Origin of the sequence: Actinomadura livida, from assembly GCF_014648675.1 — a bacterium.
GTDB classification, from domain to species: Bacteria; Actinomycetota; Actinomycetes; order Streptosporangiales; family Streptosporangiaceae; genus Spirillospora; species Spirillospora livida.
Genome location: NZ_BMRO01000015.1, coordinates 140,303 through 156,083, shown reverse-complemented (window position 1 = coordinate 156,083; position 15,781 = coordinate 140,303). Strand labels below are relative to the sequence as shown.

16 protein-coding genes are annotated in these 15,781 nt (G+C 72.5%); all 16 read right to left on the bottom strand.

Annotation, left to right across the window (positions count from 1 at the left end):
• Positions 1-61: 61 nt before the first annotated feature.
• Positions 62-970: an alpha/beta fold hydrolase gene (locus IEZ03_RS30525; RefSeq protein WP_184879697.1), complete on the bottom strand. Its 909-nt coding sequence runs from the start codon at positions 968-970 to the stop codon at positions 62-64.
• Positions 967-1,833 carry an NAD(P)-dependent oxidoreductase gene (locus IEZ03_RS30520; RefSeq protein WP_184879695.1) on the bottom strand — a complete coding sequence of 289 codons (867 nt, stop codon included), beginning with the start codon at positions 1,831-1,833 and terminating at the stop codon, positions 967-969. The genes IEZ03_RS30525 and IEZ03_RS30520 overlap by 4 nt, the downstream gene beginning before the upstream one ends.
• Before the next feature lie 67 nt (positions 1,834-1,900).
• Positions 1,901-3,400: an aldehyde dehydrogenase family protein gene (locus tag IEZ03_RS30515; protein ID WP_184879693.1), complete on the bottom strand. Its 1,500-nt coding sequence runs from the start codon at positions 3,398-3,400 to the stop codon at positions 1,901-1,903.
• The gene (locus IEZ03_RS30510) at positions 3,397-3,699 is read right to left on the bottom strand and encodes an NIPSNAP family protein (RefSeq protein WP_132044200.1); all 303 of its coding nucleotides are present in this window, start codon (positions 3,697-3,699) and stop codon (positions 3,397-3,399) included. Before IEZ03_RS30510 ends, IEZ03_RS30515 begins: the two co-directional genes overlap by 4 nt.
• Positions 3,700-3,720: 21 nt before the next feature.
• A complete protein-coding gene (locus tag IEZ03_RS30505) occupies positions 3,721-4,356 on the bottom strand; it encodes a cysteine hydrolase family protein (RefSeq protein ID WP_184879691.1) in 636 nt (211 codons plus the stop codon).
• Entirely contained in the window at positions 4,353-5,048 is a 696-nt protein-coding gene (locus IEZ03_RS30500) for an MmgE/PrpD family protein (protein WP_184879689.1), read from the bottom strand. The genes IEZ03_RS30505 and IEZ03_RS30500 overlap by 4 nt, the downstream gene beginning before the upstream one ends.
• Positions 5,045-6,400, bottom strand: coding sequence for an MmgE/PrpD family protein (locus IEZ03_RS30495; RefSeq protein ID WP_184879687.1), 1,356 nt, complete (start codon positions 6,398-6,400; stop codon positions 5,045-5,047). Before IEZ03_RS30495 ends, IEZ03_RS30500 begins: the two co-directional genes overlap by 4 nt.
• Positions 6,397-6,765, bottom strand: coding sequence for a cupin domain-containing protein (locus IEZ03_RS30490; RefSeq protein WP_184879685.1), 369 nt, complete (start codon positions 6,763-6,765; stop codon positions 6,397-6,399). Before IEZ03_RS30490 ends, IEZ03_RS30495 begins: the two co-directional genes overlap by 4 nt.
• Positions 6,762-7,625, bottom strand: a complete 864-nt coding sequence (locus tag IEZ03_RS30485; protein ID WP_184879683.1) for a phosphoenolpyruvate hydrolase family protein — start codon at positions 7,623-7,625, stop codon at positions 6,762-6,764. Before IEZ03_RS30485 ends, IEZ03_RS30490 begins: the two co-directional genes overlap by 4 nt.
• 64 nt (positions 7,626-7,689) lie before the next feature.
• On the bottom strand, positions 7,690-8,163 hold the full coding sequence (locus tag IEZ03_RS30480; protein ID WP_184879681.1) for a hypothetical protein: 474 nt from the start codon (positions 8,161-8,163) through the stop codon (positions 7,690-7,692).
• Positions 8,160-9,758 carry a GMC family oxidoreductase gene (locus IEZ03_RS30475; protein ID WP_221480535.1) on the bottom strand — a complete coding sequence of 533 codons (1,599 nt, stop codon included), beginning with the start codon at positions 9,756-9,758 and terminating at the stop codon, positions 8,160-8,162. Before IEZ03_RS30475 ends, IEZ03_RS30480 begins: the two co-directional genes overlap by 4 nt.
• An 83-nt stretch (positions 9,759-9,841) precedes the next feature.
• Positions 9,842-11,071, bottom strand: coding sequence for a Tm-1-like ATP-binding domain-containing protein (locus tag IEZ03_RS30470; RefSeq protein ID WP_184879679.1), 1,230 nt, complete (start codon positions 11,069-11,071; stop codon positions 9,842-9,844).
• Entirely contained in the window at positions 11,068-11,964 is an 897-nt protein-coding gene (locus tag IEZ03_RS30465; protein ID WP_184879677.1) for an ABC transporter permease, read from the bottom strand. The genes IEZ03_RS30470 and IEZ03_RS30465 overlap by 4 nt, the downstream gene beginning before the upstream one ends.
• Positions 11,957-13,060 carry an ABC transporter permease gene (locus tag IEZ03_RS30460; protein ID WP_184879675.1) on the bottom strand — a complete coding sequence of 368 codons (1,104 nt, stop codon included), beginning with the start codon at positions 13,058-13,060 and terminating at the stop codon, positions 11,957-11,959. The genes IEZ03_RS30465 and IEZ03_RS30460 overlap by 8 nt, the downstream gene beginning before the upstream one ends.
• Entirely contained in the window at positions 13,057-14,622 is a 1,566-nt protein-coding gene (locus IEZ03_RS30455; RefSeq protein ID WP_184879673.1) for an ABC transporter ATP-binding protein, read from the bottom strand. Before IEZ03_RS30455 ends, IEZ03_RS30460 begins: the two co-directional genes overlap by 4 nt.
• Positions 14,623-14,629: 7 nt before the next feature.
• Positions 14,630-15,658: a BMP family ABC transporter substrate-binding protein gene (locus IEZ03_RS30450; RefSeq protein ID WP_184879671.1), complete on the bottom strand. Its 1,029-nt coding sequence runs from the start codon at positions 15,656-15,658 to the stop codon at positions 14,630-14,632.
• Between the last annotated feature and the right edge of the window lie 123 nt (positions 15,659-15,781).

Below are 15,781 nucleotides of genomic sequence, written 5' to 3'. Positions count from 1 at the left end.
TGCTGCGTGACGGGCGACTGTTCACCCCCACCCAGCCGGTCACGCAGGCGGCTTGACATCCTCATTGAGACTCCTTCGTTTCGGACGGCCCGGGGGTCATGCCGACGAGGCCCCTGCCCAGGGTGGCGGGGTCCCTCGGCGCCCATCGGCCGCCGGTGACCTTGTCGAGGAAGTCCTCGAGCACCGCGTTGAACGCCGCGGGCTCTTCCAGGTTGAGGGTGTGGCCGGTGCGCGGCAGCACCGCCAGGGCGGCACCGGGGATGGTCCGCTTGAGCATGATCTTGACGTCGAGGCAGCCGTCGTCCTCGTCGCCGACGACCAGCAGTACCGGGGTTCGCGTGGCCGCCAGGCGGTCCCGCAGGTCGTACAGCGAGGGGCGTTCCGCCAGGACCTGGGAGAACGTCAAGGACATCCCGATCGGGTCGCGGCGAGCCAGCCGGTCGCCGAACGAACGCCACCCGTCCGGGTCCTTGAGCCGGTACTGCACGCGGGTGGGGCCGTTCTGGTAGGCGTCCGCGGCGGCCCGCACGTCTTCCCGGAACATGCGGGCGGCGGTGCGCGCCTCCTCGGTGAACCCGGTCCGCTGGTGGGGGGCCGAGCCGTACCCTGCCCCGGCCACCGTGGCGCTGAGGCAGCGCTCCGGGTGCTCCAGCATCAGGTGGACGGCGCAGAAGCCGCCCATCGACGAACCGACGACGTGGGCCGCGTCGAGGCCGAGCCCGTCCAGGACGGCGAGCGCGTCCCGGACGGCGATGTGCTGCCCGTAGCGGTCCGGGTCCGCGGGGACGTCGGACGGGGGGTAGCCGCGCGCGTTGTAGCGGACGCAGGTGTACCGGTCGGCGAAATGAGCCGCCTGTGCCCGCCAGTCGTGCAGGTCACCGGCCACCTCGTGCAGGAAGAGCAGTGGCGGTCCGGAGCCTTCGACCTCGACCGCCAGGCGGGTGCCGTCGGGGGCGGTCACCGTGGTCATTCCCGCGCCTCCCCGGCCCGCGCGTCCTTCAGCGCGGCCCATGCCGGCCACACGTGCCGCATGAGCTGGAACGACAGCGCCGTGACGGGCATGGGGAAGTCGCCCTCGTCCGCTTCGCGCTGCACCGACCGCATGTCCTTCAGGAGGATGTCGAGGTCCTCGCCCGGCACGTAGTGCTCCCACCAGGGCTTGACGCGCCGCCAGTTGTCGACGACCCAGCTGCCGCCCACGCTGACCGACAGCATCTCCATCAGCCGGCCTTCGTCGACGCCGTACTCGTCGGCCAGCCGGATCGCCTCGAACACGCCCATCATGTTGATGCCGAAGGTGAGCTGCACGGCGAGCTTGGCCGCCTGCGCCGTGCCCACGTCCTCGCCGACGTGGAAGATGTTGCGGCCCATCAGGTCCAGCAGCGGGCGGAGCCGCCCGAACACCTCGGCCGGGGCGGACACCATCAGCGTCAGGGTGCCCGCCTCGGCTCCCCAGGGGCCGCCGGACATCGTCGTGTCGACGGCGGTCACGCCGTGCCCGCCGAGTTCGGCCGCCAGCGCCTTCATCGTGGACGGGTCGAGGGTGCTGGCCACGACGGCGGTGACCGGGCGGTCCGCGCGGGCGACGCCCTGCTCGCCGAGCAGGACCTCGCGCGTCTGCGCGGCGTCCCGTACCACGGAGATGACCACGCCGGAGGACGCCTTCGCCGCATCCAGCGGGGAGTCCACCAGTCGGACGCCCGCCTCGGCGGCCTTCTCACGGCGTTCCGGCGAAGGATCGTAGCCGTGCACGTCGTGGCCGCCCTTGACGAGGTTGGCGGCCATTCCCAGGCCCATCGCGCCGAGGCCGATGAAGCCGATGCTCTCCGTCATGTCCGCTGCGCTCCCAAGGAGGTGGAGCCGGGGCCGGTGGCGGCCGCCGGCAGGTCGACGACGAGGCTCACCGGGTCGGCTCCGTCCTGGCGAAGGGGCTCACCCGGGGCTCGCCGCGGAACTGCACCGTCTTGTACTCGGTGAACTCCCGCAGCCCCTCCTCGCCGGCCTCGCGCCCGAAGCCGGACGCCTTCACGCCGCCGAACGCCAGCGCCGGAGACCCGTCTGTGGCGGTGTTCACCCATACGGTGCCGGCCTCCAGGTCACGGCTGACCGCGAAGGCGCGGTCGAGGTTCGTGGTCCACACGGACTGGGCGAGGCCGTAGTCGGTGGCGTTCGCCAACTCGACGGCCTCCCGCTCGGAACGGAAGGTGGTCACCGACAGGACGGGTCCGAAGATCTCCTTCTGGAACACCGGTGACTCCCGCCCCACGGAAGCGATCACGGTCGGCGGGTAGAAGGCGCCCGCTTCCAGGTCGGGATCGCCGGGCGGGCTCCCTCCGGTGAGCACCTTCCCGCCGGCGTCCGCCCCGGCGAGCACGGCGGCGTGCACCCGGTCCCGGTGCTCGTGGTGGATGAGCGCCCCGATGTCCGCGCGGGGGTCGTCGGGCATCCCGACCCGCAGCGCGGACGCCCGGTCGACGACGGCGGCGGTGAACTCCTCGGCGACGGTCTCGTCCACGAGCAGGCGCGAGCTGGCGACGCACGACTCGCCCTGGTTGGCGAAGGCCGCGAAGACGATGCCGTCGGCCGCCGTCTCCAGGTCGGCGTCGGCGAAGACCACGTTGCCTGTCTTGCCGCCCAGCTCCAGGCCGACCCGGGTGAGGGAGCCGGCGGCCGCGCGCATCACCTCGCGGCCGACCCTCGTGGACCCGGTGAACGACACGTAGGAGATCAGCGGGTGGGTCACCATGGGGAGCCCCGCGTCCGGGCCCGTGCCGGTCACGACGTTCACCACCCCGGGCGGGATTCCGGCCTCCTCGCACAGGGCGGCGATCTCCAGTGCGCTGCCGGAGGTGAACTCCGACGGCTTGGCCACCACGGTGCATCCGGCGGCCAGGGCGTAGGGGAGCTTCTGCAGCAGGATGAGCGCCGGGAAGTTCCAGGGAATGATCAGCGCGGCGACCCCGACCGGTTCCCGGGTCGCGAGCGCGGTGTAGGCGGGGGCCAGGCCGGTGTAGGACTCGCCCTTCGACGTCCGCGCGAGCGCCGCGGCCTGCCGGACGTGCGCGATGCCCAGGTCGACGTCCCCGCGCGCGAACCGCAGCGGCTTCCCGACCTCCTCGGAGTCGAGTGCGGCGAGCCGGCCGGCGTCGCGTTCCAGGAGCGCGGCCAGGTTCTCCAGCAGCCCGGCGCGGGCCATCGCGGGGGTGCGCCGCCAGTCCGCGGAGGCGAACGCCTCGGCGGCGGCGCGGGCGGCGGCGTCCACGTTCTCCGCCGTGCCGGCGGCGTAGCAGGCCACGACCTGGTTCGAAGCCGGGGCCCGCCGGTCCAGGAGCGGGCCGTCCACCCGTTCCCCGGCGATGTGGTGACCATGGACGCGGACGGCGGTCGCCTGGGTGCTCATCGGCTCATCTCCACGATCTCGCTGCCCGCGATGTGCGGGACCTGTCCCTGGCCGGCCGCGACGACCGCCTGCCATTCGGGGTCCTCGCGGAACGCCGTCCAGCGGGTCTCACGGTCCTGCTCGTCGGTGAATTCCAGGACGTAGACGAGTTGTTCGCCCTTGGTCAGCCGCCGCAGCCAGGGGCCGTGCGCGGTGATGCCGTGCTTGGCGAACAGCGGCAGGCTCGTGTTGACGAACTGGTCGAACAGCGCCTCGGTGTGGCCGGGCGTGATGGTGTAGTAGCGCATTTCTGCGATCATGTGGGTTCCTCGTCGGTTCGTTCAGGCCCAGGCGGCAAGGACGTCGCGGGTCGCCGCGACAACGGCGAACCGGCTCTCGGCGGTGCGGAGCGCCGCGGCGTGCAGGTCCATGTCCCAGGACGCGCATGCGTCGGCGGCGATCGTGACGTAGAAGTCGCGGGAGAACGCCTCGCGGGCGGTGGTATCTACGCACACGTTCGTGGACACGCCGCAGCACAGGACGCTGTCGCGTCCCAGGCTGCGTAGGACCAGTTCCAGGTTCGTCCCGGTGAAGCCGCCGTAGCGGTATTTCTTGACGATGTGGTCTCCGGGCCGTGGCTCGACCTCTTCGACGATCCGCTGCCCCCAGGAACCGTCCAGGCAGATGTCCGGAGCGGAGTACGCGGCGCGTGAGCGCGCGTCCCGCCACACCGGCGAGTCACTGGCGCCGCCCAGCAGCGTGGTGTGCTGGCTGTGGATCACGACCGCCCCGGCCTTGCGGGCCGCGTCGGCGAGCTCGGCGACCACCGGCAGGATCCGCTGGGCGTGGCTCACGTCCCGGCCACCGACGGTGACGGCCTTGCCTTCCGGATGCACGAAGTCGTTGGACAGGTCGATGAGGATCAGCGCCGTCCGCTCCGGCCGCAGCCGGTCGGCCAGCGTGGCGAGGGCCGTCATGCCAGTGCCTCCGTCGCGTGCTGGAGCGAGCCCGGCCTTCGCTCCCCGCGGCCGGCCGCCGGGCCCCGTCCGGGTGCGGTCGGCAGTGCGGTGACGAGCCACCGCCGGCCGAGCCGGTCGGCCGCGGCGGCCGGATCCGCGGTGGGCGCCATCAGCGCGTACAGTCCGCGCCTGCCCTCCAGACCGGTGGCGGGAGCGGTCATGCCCGCACCGGCCAGCCGGGCGGCTTCCAGCCCGTTGCGGGCGGCCATCCGCCGCTGGAACGTTCCCAGCAAGGTGCCGGACAGCGTCTCGAGTCCGGACGCCTGGGTGACGGCGATGCCGAGCGCACGGAGCGCGGCCTCCCCGTCCAAGCCGTCGTGGCGGGCGGCGGCCGAGGCGGAGCCTACGAGCACCGCCGCGCACACCGGGTCCCAGCCGCCCTCGATGTGACCGTCCAGTGAGTCGTACACCCGCAGGGCGGGCTCCAGCCCGACGGCCAGGTTCTCCACCACTGAGGGTCCGTCGCCCCCCGCGTGGTGCAGGAGAGCACAGGCCACCCAGTAGGCGACGGCCGCCCGCTGGTCTCGCCCGGCAGCGGCCTCCAGTTCGTGGAGGTTCTCGCACAGGACGGTGGCCGCGGCGACCGCCGCGGGGGCGACGGGCGCCCCGGCGACGAAGTCCGCAACGCGCGCGGTCGTCTCCGTCGTCATCGGGCCGCCGCCTTCCGTCGCGATTCCTCTAGGAGCGCCTGGATGGTCCGTGGTCCGTCGTCCCGTGTCAGGTGAGTGACCGCGTCCCAGATCGGTTCCGCCCGGCCGGGCGCGAGAGCCTCGGCCTTGGCGATGAGCTCCTCGTCGGTCAGCGGGCGTAGCAGGCTGCCCCGCGCGTGCTCGACGACCGACTCGACGGTGCCTCCGCCGGCGGTGTGGATCTCCAGCACGGCCGAGTCCCGTGGCATGCGCGGTTCCGGGCACAGTTCGACGCGCGCGCGCAGCCCGGCCAGCGCCGGATCGGCCACCGCCGCGTCACTGAACTCGGCGAGCCCGCCGGTGCCGCGGACCAGGCCCGCCGCCACCCCGTGCACCGCCGAGAAGCGCGCCTGCAGACCGGTGCGCGGGTCGAGCCGTCCCATCAGCTCCGGGACCAGCGGATGGCAGCGGTAGCGGATCCGGACGACGTCCGCGGCGGCGACGCCGCGCTCGTGCGCCCGCACGGCCGCGTCGATGCCGGGATGCGCGACGATGCCGCACGGATAGGGCTTGAAGGTGTTGTCGGTCAGCTCCCACCGCGTTCCGAACCCCCCGAGGAGACGGCCGGGTGATCGGTCTCCGGGCGCGAGGGCCCGCAGCAGTCCGCCGATGTCGGGCAGGACGGCCGCGGCGTCAGCGGTGAACCGGCCGCGGGCGGCCTCCGCGGCGGCCAGCAGCCCGCCCGCGGCGGCCTTGCCGGCGTGGTACGGCTTGACCTCGGTGCCGAACGCCTCCCGGTGGCCGAGTGTCTGCAGGGACGCCAGGCGAAGCGCGGCCGAGATCCGGCCGCGGTCGAGTGCGCCGAGCAGGGCCGCGGTGACCGCGGCTCCGACGACCCCGCAGGTCCCGGTGATGTGCCAGCCCCGGTCGTAGTGCTCCGGGCTGACCGCCAGGCCGAGCCGCAGCTGCACCTCGCAGCCGAGGGCGAAGGCCGCCAGCAGGTCGCTCCCGGACGCGTCCGCGGTCCAGCCCGCCGCCCACGCCGCACCGAGGACGCTCGCCCCGGGGTGGATGACCGTCACCAGGTGGGTGTCGTCGAAGTCGTCCAGGTGCCCGGCGAAGCCGGTGAGCAGCGCCGCGTCGGCGGGACTCGCGGTTCCGCGCACTCCGGGAGCGGCGGGGATGCCGGACCCCGCCAGCGCGGCGGCCAGCCGGATGACCTGGAGGGATTCGGCCGCCCCCAGGGCCACGGCCAGCACGTTGAACAGCGTCCGGCGCGCGGCCGCGGCCACGTCCTCGGGGAGCGGCCGGGAGGCGGTGTCGAGCACCGCCTCGGCGATCTCCTCGTAGGACGGTGCGGACGGGGTGGTCATGTGCTCGGCTCCAGCCAGGTGATGGCGCCGAACGAGAAGGCCAGCTGGGCCAGTCCCTCGCCGGAGGCGCCGTGCCAGTGCTCTTCGCCCGGCTCGATCCACACGGTGTCGCCCGCCGTCACCTGGAGCGGCTCCTCGTCACGGCGTCCGACGAAGCCGGATCCCGACACGACGTGGATGACCTGGCCGTCCGCGTGGATGTGCCAATGGCCGCGCACGCCCGGATCGAGCCGGATCAGCGCGGTGGTCGCCTTGCTGGTGGGCCCGCCGTGGATGTCGGAGCTGAACGCGGCGCCGGTGAACCGCTCCGGCGAAGGTACGGGCGTCGGGTCCTGGAGCAGGTCCGCGGTGCGGAAGAGCTTCACGCCAGTGCCTCCGTCCGCTGCGAGCCGTCGTCGGTGGGAGTGATGGACACCTCGGTGAAGCGCCGCATGGTGTCGACGAGGGCGATCTCCGCCGGGAGGCGCTCCATACTGGAGGCGCCGAGGAAGCCGACGGCGCCGGGAACCATCCGCAGCACCTCCTGGGCGTCATCCGGGGTGGCGATGGGACCGCCGTGGCACACGACGAACACGTCCTCGCGGGCGGCCTTGGCCGCGTCGTGGATCTGCGCGGTCCGGGCCGCGGCGTCCGCCAGCGACATCGGGGACGTGGAGCCGATCATCCCGGCGGTCGTCAGACCGACGTGCGCGACGACGACGTCGGCGCCGGCGGCGGCCATGTCGCGCGCCTCGTCCTCGGTGCGCACGTAGGTGGCGGTGAGCATGTCCATCTCGCGGGCGGTGCGGACCATCTCCACCTCCTTGTCGAAGCCGTAACCGGTGGCCTCCAGGTCCGCCCGCACGCTGCCGTCCAGGAGGCAGACCGACGGGAAGTTCTGCACCCCGGCGAACCCGAGTTCCTTGAGGCGCCCCAGGAACAGCGGGATGTTCTTGAAGGGGTCGGTGGCACAGACGCCCGCCAGCACGGGCGTCCGGCTCACGACCGGCAGGACCTCGGCGGACATCTCGACGACGATGTCGTTGGCGTTGCCGTACGGCATCATTCCGGCCATCGACCCGCGCCCGGCCATCCGGAACCTGCCCGCGTTGTAGATGACGATGAAGTCGACGCCGGCCTCTTCCGCGCACTTGGCGGACAGCCCGGTGCCGGCGCCCGCGCCGATGAGGGCCCGGCCGGACCGGACCCGCTCGCGGAAAAGAGGGACGTGATGCTGGCGGCTCATGGCCGTTACCTCCAAGTGGGTGTGGGACAGGCTGCGGGTTCACCCGGCCGGTGCCGGTGCCCGTTCACGGGCGGTGCTCCGGCGGAGCGTCCGGGGGCAGCCGGTAGAAGGGCGTGCGCTCGGCGACCGCGTCGAGGAGGCCCTCCTCGACGACGACCGCGATGTCCCGCGGATCGACGATCTTGATCTCGGCGAAGCGGTACTTGAGCGGCGCGGTGACGCGCGAGGACATCAGGTAGCCGCCCGCGACGACCAGCGCGAGCGCCTCGTACAGCTCCGGTCGCCGTTCGGCCAGCCGCTCGACCGCCGCCAGGCCGGGGTCGGGACCCAGCTCGTCGAGCGCCCTCAGCAGCGGTGCGACCAGGTCGGGCCGCGTCTTGACCACCTGGTCGAGCAGGCCGGTGTGCACGCCGGCCTGCGCCCCGGACGGCAGCCCGGCGCCGCTCTCGATCATGGCGTCCGCGACCTGTCCGAGCCGCGCGCGGGCGTCCGGCGGCACGGTCGTGCCCCGATCCTCGCCCTTCCTCGCGGTCGTCATGCGGGCACCTCCACGTCGCGGCGGTGGGCGACCAGGGACCGGGCGCAGCGCAGCGCGTTGGCCGCGATGGTCGCGGTGGGGTTCACGCCCGAGGACGTCGGGAACACCGAGCCGTCGAAGACGTACAGGTTGGGAACGTCGTGGCACCGGCCGTGCGGGTCCACCACGGAGGCGTCCGGGTCCTCGCCCATCACGGCCGTGCCCATCAGGTGCCACCCCGTGCCGCGCAGGTTCGGGTTGAAGATCTTCTTCTTGGCCCCCATGGCGTCGAGCACCTCGGACAGGCGCTCCAGGTGCCAGGCCATCATGGCCCGGCTGTTGTCGGACGTGCGGTACTGGATCCGCACCCCCGGGACGCCGTCCGCGGCGGCCTGCTCGTCCAGCAGCACCCGGTTCGCGGGATCGGGCAGGTCCTCGCAGATGACACCCCAGATCGCCGAATGGCCGTGCCGTTCACGCAGCAGCCGGGTGAAGTTCGCGCCCCATACGGGCTCGTCGCCCCAGGTCCCCGGCAGCATGAAGGACAGCGGCGCGCCGGAAGGGAGCAGGTTCCACTTCGCACCGCGCACGAAACCGCGCGAGCGGTCGCTCTCGTAGAACTCCAGGGAGTGCAGGTACTGGCCGAGCGGCCCGCGCCAGGACTCCAGGTCCTCGTCGAAGATCCCGATCGCGTTCCCGAAGGGGTGCATCATCAGGCGCCTGCCGACGAGGCCGCTGGAGTTGGCGACGCCGGTCCCGTCGGCCGACGCGAGCAGGATGCGTGTCGTGCCGATCGCGTTGGCGCACAGCACCACCACCCCGGCGCGGATCTCATGCCGCACGCCGTCGGCGTCGAGGTAGGTGACGCCGGTTGCGCGGCCCCGGTCGTCCAGGAGCACCTGCTCGACCGTCGCCCGTACCGTCAGGCGCACCTGGTCCTTGGCCAGTGCCCGCCAGTGGGTGCGGTCCGCGGACGCCTTGGCACCGGTGGGGCAGCCGAAGGGGCAGGCGGTCCGCTGCGCGCACGCGTGCAGCGGGCCGTAGTCGGCGGTGGCGATGGCGTTGCTGCCGGGCCACCAGTGCCAGCCGAGCTTGTTCAGCGCCTCCGCGCCCCGCCGCCCGAGCTTGTTGAGCGGCACGGGCGGCAGCGGCGGCGGCGTGGTGGGGGGAAGCGCGGGGTCGCCCTCAAGGCCGCTCACGGCGAACTGTCGTTCGACCTCGTCGTAGTAGGGCTCCAGGTCCCAGTACCCGATGGGCCAGTCGTCGCCGACGCCGTCCATGGTGCGGGTGCGGAAGTCCGAGGGGAGGAAGCGCTCCCAGTGGGCCGCGTACAGGACGGTGCCGCCGCCCACGCCGTTGTACATCAGGGCGGTGATGTCCGACTCGGTGTCGTCGATGGGGTAGTCGCCGGCGGCACGGCGCTGGTTCGGGTCCCAGTTCCAGTACTTGCGGGACGTGAGTTCGAAGTCGGCGTGGCCCGCGCGGGCCTTCTCGTAGTCGGGCCAGTCGCCCTGCTCCAGGCACGTGACCCGCATGCCGGCGCGGGCGAACTCCTGCGCGGCGACCGCGCCTGAGGGGCCGGCCCCGACGATCAGGACGTCGCAGTCGTCGCGCACTTCCCGTCCTCTCCTTCGTCGATCTTCTTCTGGTCCATGACCGTACTGCTATGTATGGCCAAATGTCTACTTATTGTGTGGCGTTAATGTACTGCTGATGTACTGGCCAACAGGGTCAGCAGCAGCCGCGCCGCCCGCTCGCCGAACTCCGGCGTGTTCAGCGCCGCCGGGGAACGCTCGACGGCGACGTGCGGGGCCAGCGAGTCCAGCAGGGCCCGTTCGAGCGCCGCGTCCGCCTCCGGCCAGTGGAACGCCCCGCCCGGCTCCGACAGGGCGGAGAGCCCGCCGGTGGGCAGCAGCAGCGCGACCGGCCCGCGCGCGGCCGACATCTTCGCGCCGAGCCGCTCGCCGAGCGCGGCCGCCTCCCGCGGATCGGTGCGCATCAGCGTCGCCGTGGCGTTGTGCGGGTACAGCCGCCGTTCCCGGTACGGTTCCGGTACGGTCTCGGGCGCGCCGAAGTTGACGATGTCCAGCGCCCCGGTGGACACGACCTGCGGGATCCCCCGCCGGCCCGCGGCGGCCAGCCGGTCCGGCCCCGCGCTCGCCACGCCGCCGGCCAGGTCGTCGGCCAGTTCCGTGGTGGTGAGATCGAGCACGCCGGACAGCCATCCGTCCGCGGCCAGCGACTCCAGCGTCCTGCCGCCGAGCCCGTTGGCGTGGAACACCAGCACGTCCAGGCCCCGCGCCTCCAGCGTCCGGCAGGCGCGGGACACGCCGACGGTCGTCACCCCGAACATGCTGGCGGCCACCATCGGCGCTCCGTCCCCACCCGCGGCGGACGGCACCGGCCGGCCCAGTTGGGCTCCCAGCATCGCCACCGCCCGATCGAGGACGAAGCGGCTCAACGTGTTGAGCCCGGCGATGTCCACGATCGAGGGGACCAGCAGCAGATCGCTGGCCCCCACGTGTGGACGGGTGTCCCCGGAGGCCATCGTGGTGACGATCATCTTGGGCACGCCCAGCGGCAGCGCCCGGAAGCCGGGGGCCAACACGCTCAGCGCTCCCGAGCCGCCCATGCCGAAGGCGGCGTCCACCTCGCCGGTGTCCCGCAGGGATCCCAGCAGGGCGGCCACCCCTTCCGCCATGGCGGCCAGGGCCTCCCCGCGAGTGGGAAGCCCGGCGATCTCGCCCACGGCACGGCCCGCCGCCCGTGCCACCTCCGCGCGGGTCACGTCGGGCCTGGTCTGCGGATCCCCTCGGACGCCCACATCGACCAGCAGTGGACGCAGGCCCGCCTCCACCAGGAGATCGCGGACGTAGGCGTACTCGGCGCCCTTGGTGTCGAGCGCCCCGGCGAGGACGACATGGCTCACAGTGTTCGCTCCATCACCAGTGTCGGTTGTTCTCCCCTGCGCCGCTTGACCACGACCGTCGCCGAGATGGCGGCGATGGTCGCCGCGTAGGGCAGCATCAGGACGAACTGCGGGGGCAGGACGTCGTTGAAGTCGAGCTGCGACTGGATGCCGAACGCCAGCGCGGACCCGAAGAACACCGCCGCGACCGACACCCCGATCGGGGCCAGCCCGCCGAGCAGGACCGCCGCGAAGGCCAGGTATCCGCGTCCCTGCGCGATGTTGTCGGAGAAGGAACGCACCTGCGCCAGCGACAGCTCCGCGCCGGCCAGCGCGCACAGCAGCCCGCCGACCTGCAGGGACGCCATCCGGTAGAGGTCCACCGGCACCCCGGCGCTGCGCGCCGCGAACGGGTCGCTGCCGCAGGCGCTGAGCCGCAGGCCCGCCCGGGTCCGCCGGATCACCCACCAGGAGACCCAGGTGAGCGCGAACGCCGCGAACGTCAGCACCGACAGGCCCGCGAGCGGGCCCCCGACCCCGGCCAGCGGGCGCGGGAGCCCGATGGGCGACTGGATGGCGGCCTCGGTGTCGAAGAATGCCACCAGCGCGAAGCCCGTCGCCCCCGCGGCGCTCATCGACAGGCCGAGCCCGACGATGAGCACGTTCGCCTTGAAGTGCGTGACCAGGACCCAGAACAGCAGGGACAGCAGCAGGTTCACCACGATGGCGGCACCGACGGCCAGGAGGATGGAACCGGTGCGGATGGCCGTGGCGGTCGCCACGAACGCACCGCTGAGCAGCAGCCCCTCCAGCCCGAGGTGCAGGATGCCGCTGCGCTGGGCGAACATCCCGGCCAACGCCGCAAGCCAGATGGGGGTCGCCGCCTGCAGGCAGGTCACCACGAAGTCAACCACGAGAACTCACCACCTCCCGATCGCGGCGAGCGGGCTCACCGGATTGATCGCCGGCGCGGGCGGCGGCTCGCGCTCGCCGGCGTTTCAGCAGGACGGGCACCGCGGACACGGTGATCCACAGCGCGACCGTCCCGTTGAGCATGTCGAGGCCCGCCTGCGGCAGGTCGCTCACGATCGGCAGGTAGATCGTGGCCGCGCGCAGCGCGCCGAAGAACACCGCGGCCAGCAGCGTCCGGATCGGGCCGAACGCGGCGACCAGCGCCACGATGACCGCCATGAAGCCGACCTGCGGTGAGAACCCGACCCGCAGTCCGCCCGACGGGCCGTACGCCTCGACGGCGCCCGCGAGCCCGGCCGCCGCGCCGCTCAGCGCGAAGACCACCAGGCCGACCCTGGAAGCGCGGATGCCCATCCACTGCGCCATCACCGGATTGCGGCCCACGAGGCGGATCTCCAGGCCCAGCCGCGTGCGGCCGGTCAAGATCACGGCCCCGGCCACCAGGAGAGCGCACAGAACCAGCAGCGTCGGCGAGACGCCGCTGCCGTCGCTGAGCCGGAAGCCCGCCGGCAACGGGTCGGTGGTGGCGGCCTGGCCGGTGCCGTCGCGGCTCTTCAGGGGACCCGTGCAGACCCACTCCAGCAGCAGCACCGCGATGAAGTTCATCATCAGGCTGGTCACGACCTCGTCGGCGCCGAGGCGGGTCCGCAACAGGCCGGGCACCAGCGACCACAACGCACCGAGTGCGATCCCGACGGCGAAGGCGCACGGGACCACGACGAGCGCCGGACCGTCCCGCCACGCCAGGCCGACCGCGAGGGAGCCGATCGCCCCGACGTACATCTGGCCCTGGGCGCCGATGTTGAAGTAACCCGCCTGGAACGCGAGGCCGACTCCGAGCGCGATGATGAGCAGCGGGATGGCCCAGCGGATCGTCTGCGTCCACGCGGCCGCCGAGCCGACGCTGCCGTCGACCGTCCCCGCGACGATCGCCCCCACGTCGTAACCGGACACGGCGAAGATCCCGACGACCAGCAGCAGCGAAGCGGCGATGACCCCGACGGGCCGGGCCGCGGCCAGCTTGGGCAGCTGTCTCACGCGCCCTCACCCCTCACCATCGCGCCACCGACCCGGTCCAGGTCGAACGGCCGGTCGAACTCGGCCACCACCCGCCCGGCGAACATCACCAGTACGCGATGGCACACCTCGAACATCTCCTCCAGGTCCGCGCTGACGACGAGGACGGCCGCACCGGACGCCGCCGCGTCCACCAGCGCCGCCCGGACGTCCCCGGCCGCGGCGATGTCCAGCCCGCGCGTCGGATGCGCTGCGATGAGGAGCCGCACGTCACCGGTGATCTCGCGCGCCAGCACGGTCTTCTGGACGTTGCCGCCGGACAGGTTCCCGGCCGGCTGCGTCTCGCTCCGGTAGGCGACCCGCCACCGGTCCAACGCCTCCCGGCACCGTTCGCGCAGCGCCCTCGGATTCAGCAGCGGGCCGTCACCGGCGCGCCGCGGGGCGGCGTGGTTCTCCCACAGCGCACTGCTGAGACTGACCCCTTCCACGTTGCGCTCGAAGGGGATGACGCGCAGGCCGTGGTCGCGGCGGCGCCGCACCGAGGCGTTCGAGACGTCGGCGCCACCGAGGGACACCGTCCCGCCGCGGAGCGGCGACATCCCGACGAGCGCCTCGACGAGGCTGCGCTGGCCGTTGCCCTCGACCCCGGCGACGCCCACGATCTCACCCGCGCGGATCTCCAGCGATACGTCTGTCGCGGCGGCGTCATGCGAGCCGGACCGCGCGGTCAGCCGGGCGGTGCTCAGCACCGCCGGGGCGTCCGGCGCGGGCTCCGCGACCGACGGCACCTCCTTGACCGGGGCGTCGCCGATGATGGCCCGCGACAGCTCCGCCGGCGACAGGTCGGCGATCGGCGTGGGCTCCAGGACGAGCCTGCCGGCCCGCAGCGCGGTGACGGTGTCGGCGACGGCGAACACCTCGTCCAGCTTGTGCAGCACCACGATCACGCACAGCCCCGCCGCGGCCAGCTCGCGCAGCCGGCCGAACAGCCCCCGCATCGCGGGGGGCGGCAGTACCGCCGTCGGTTCGTCCAGGATCAGCACACGCGGGCCGGAGGCGAGCGCGCGGGCGATCTCGACCGCCTGCATGGTCTCGATCGGCAGCCTGCCGATCACCGCGTCCGCGGCGACGTCGGCGCCTCCGCGCTCCAGCAGGGTCCGTGCCCTGCGGTGCAACCGCGCCTTGGAGAAGCCGCCGAAGGGACGGCTCTCATCGTTGAACAGCTCCAGCGCCTGGGCCACGGTGAAGTCCGCGGGCAGCGCGAAGTGCTGGTGGACCAGCTCGACGCCCTGCCTCCTGGACTCGGCGACGTTCCCTCCGGTGAGCAGGTGCTCTCCCACCCGGACGGTGCCGCCGGAAGGTTCGACCAGCCCGGCCAGCACCCGCGCGAAGGTCGTCTTGCCGGCGCCGTTCTGACCGACGATGACGTGCACCTTTCCCGGGGGGAAGGTTCCGCTGACGCCGTCCAGGGCGCGGAAGTCGCCGAACCGTACCGAGACGTCCCGGCAGGCGACGGCCGCTCCAGCGCGGGACGGCGCGCCCGCCGGAGCATGTTCCGTGTTCTCGTCAGGTGGGGCCTGCATGGCTGACTCAGACGGGATCGGTGTCGAAGGGGACGTCGATGGAGCCATCGACGATCTTCTGCTTGGTCTCGTCGACCTTCTTGAACGCGGAGTCCAGGTCCGGGGCCCCGGCTTCGGCCCGGAACTTCTTGGCACGGTCCAGGAAAGTGCCGTCGTCAGCGAGCCCCGCCACGGTGCCGCCGGGCTTCCAGCTCCCGTCGTCGATGCCGCGCACCCGCTTGGCCATGGTGCCGCCATAGTGCTGCGACGCGATCGCGATCACGCTGCCGGCGGTCTGGTCGCTTTCCACGTTGTCGTAGATGACGTGGGTCTTGGCCTGGTCGGCGGCTTTCACGACGCCGACGGAGGAACCGCCCGCGTAGGCGAGCACCACATCGACCTTGTTGTTGAACATGGTCTGGGCGATCTGCTGCCCCTTCACCGGATCGCCGAAGGATCCGACGAACGCGCTCTTGAGGACGATGTCGGCGCGGGTGGCCTTGGCTCCCGCCTCGAACGCGTGGTAGTCGGCGTACAGCGAGGGGATCGCGGTTCCGCCGATGAAGCCGATGACGCCCGTCTTCGACACGGTGGCGGCCAGCACGCCGGCCAGATACGAGGGGCCCTGTGTGTCGAAGGAGACCGTCTGGACGTTCGGCATCTCGGGCTTGTACGGGTCGGAGTAGATGTGCACGAACTTGGTCTTGGGGAAGTCGGGCGCCACGGTCTTGAGGACCTGCGTGAAGTCCGAGAACGACACGACGATCACGGGCGTCCCCGACTGAGCCAGGTTGCGCAGCGTCGACTCGTGCGAGGAGGGGTCGGGCGCGGCGACGTGGCGTGTGGAATAACCGGCCGCCTTCAGCGTCGCCAGTCCGGAGACCAGGTTGTCGGTCGGCCCGCCGTCCCCCGCCTTCTGCGGGGTGACCAGCGCCACCGACTTCTCGTCCGCGCCCTTCGCCTCGCCGCCGCCGCAGCCGGTGAGCGCGAGGGCCGATGCGAGGCCGGCCGCGGCGAGGAAGCGACGGCGGCTCAGCGGTCCTCTCCCGAGATTCATTACTGGCTCCGTTCTGTCGGCCCGTTCACCAACACGGTCCCTACGTCCACCGGTGCTCTCACCGGCAGGTTCCGCTGAACGTACACCCCTTGTCATCTTGGTGTCTAGAGGATGTATGCATAA

Coding starts and splice junctions, on each gene's coding strand:
- IEZ03_RS30485 (WP_184879683.1), bottom strand. CDS start 7,625: ATGAGCCGCCAGCATCACGTCCCTCTTTTCCGCGAGCGGGTCCGGTCC.
- IEZ03_RS30455 (WP_184879673.1), bottom strand. CDS start 14,622: ATGCAGGCCCCACCTGACGAGAACACGGAACATGCTCCGGCGGGCGCG.
- IEZ03_RS30525 (WP_184879697.1), bottom strand. CDS start 970: ATGACCACGGTGACCGCCCCCGACGGCACCCGCCTGGCGGTCGAGGTC.
- IEZ03_RS30520 (WP_184879695.1), bottom strand. CDS start 1,833: ATGACGGAGAGCATCGGCTTCATCGGCCTCGGCGCGATGGGCCTGGGA.
- IEZ03_RS30450 (WP_184879671.1), bottom strand. CDS start 15,658: ATGAATCTCGGGAGAGGACCGCTGAGCCGCCGTCGCTTCCTCGCCGCG.
- IEZ03_RS30515 (WP_184879693.1), bottom strand. CDS start 3,400: ATGAGCACCCAGGCGACCGCCGTCCGCGTCCATGGTCACCACATCGCC.
- IEZ03_RS30480 (WP_184879681.1), bottom strand. CDS start 8,163: ATGACGACCGCGAGGAAGGGCGAGGATCGGGGCACGACCGTGCCGCCG.
- IEZ03_RS30500 (WP_184879689.1), bottom strand. CDS start 5,048: ATGACGACGGAGACGACCGCGCGCGTTGCGGACTTCGTCGCCGGGGCG.
- IEZ03_RS30510 (WP_132044200.1), bottom strand. CDS start 3,699: ATGATCGCAGAAATGCGCTACTACACCATCACGCCCGGCCACACCGAG.
- IEZ03_RS30505 (WP_184879691.1), bottom strand. CDS start 4,356: ATGACGGCCCTCGCCACGCTGGCCGACCGGCTGCGGCCGGAGCGGACG.
- IEZ03_RS30495 (WP_184879687.1), bottom strand. CDS start 6,400: ATGACCACCCCGTCCGCACCGTCCTACGAGGAGATCGCCGAGGCGGTG.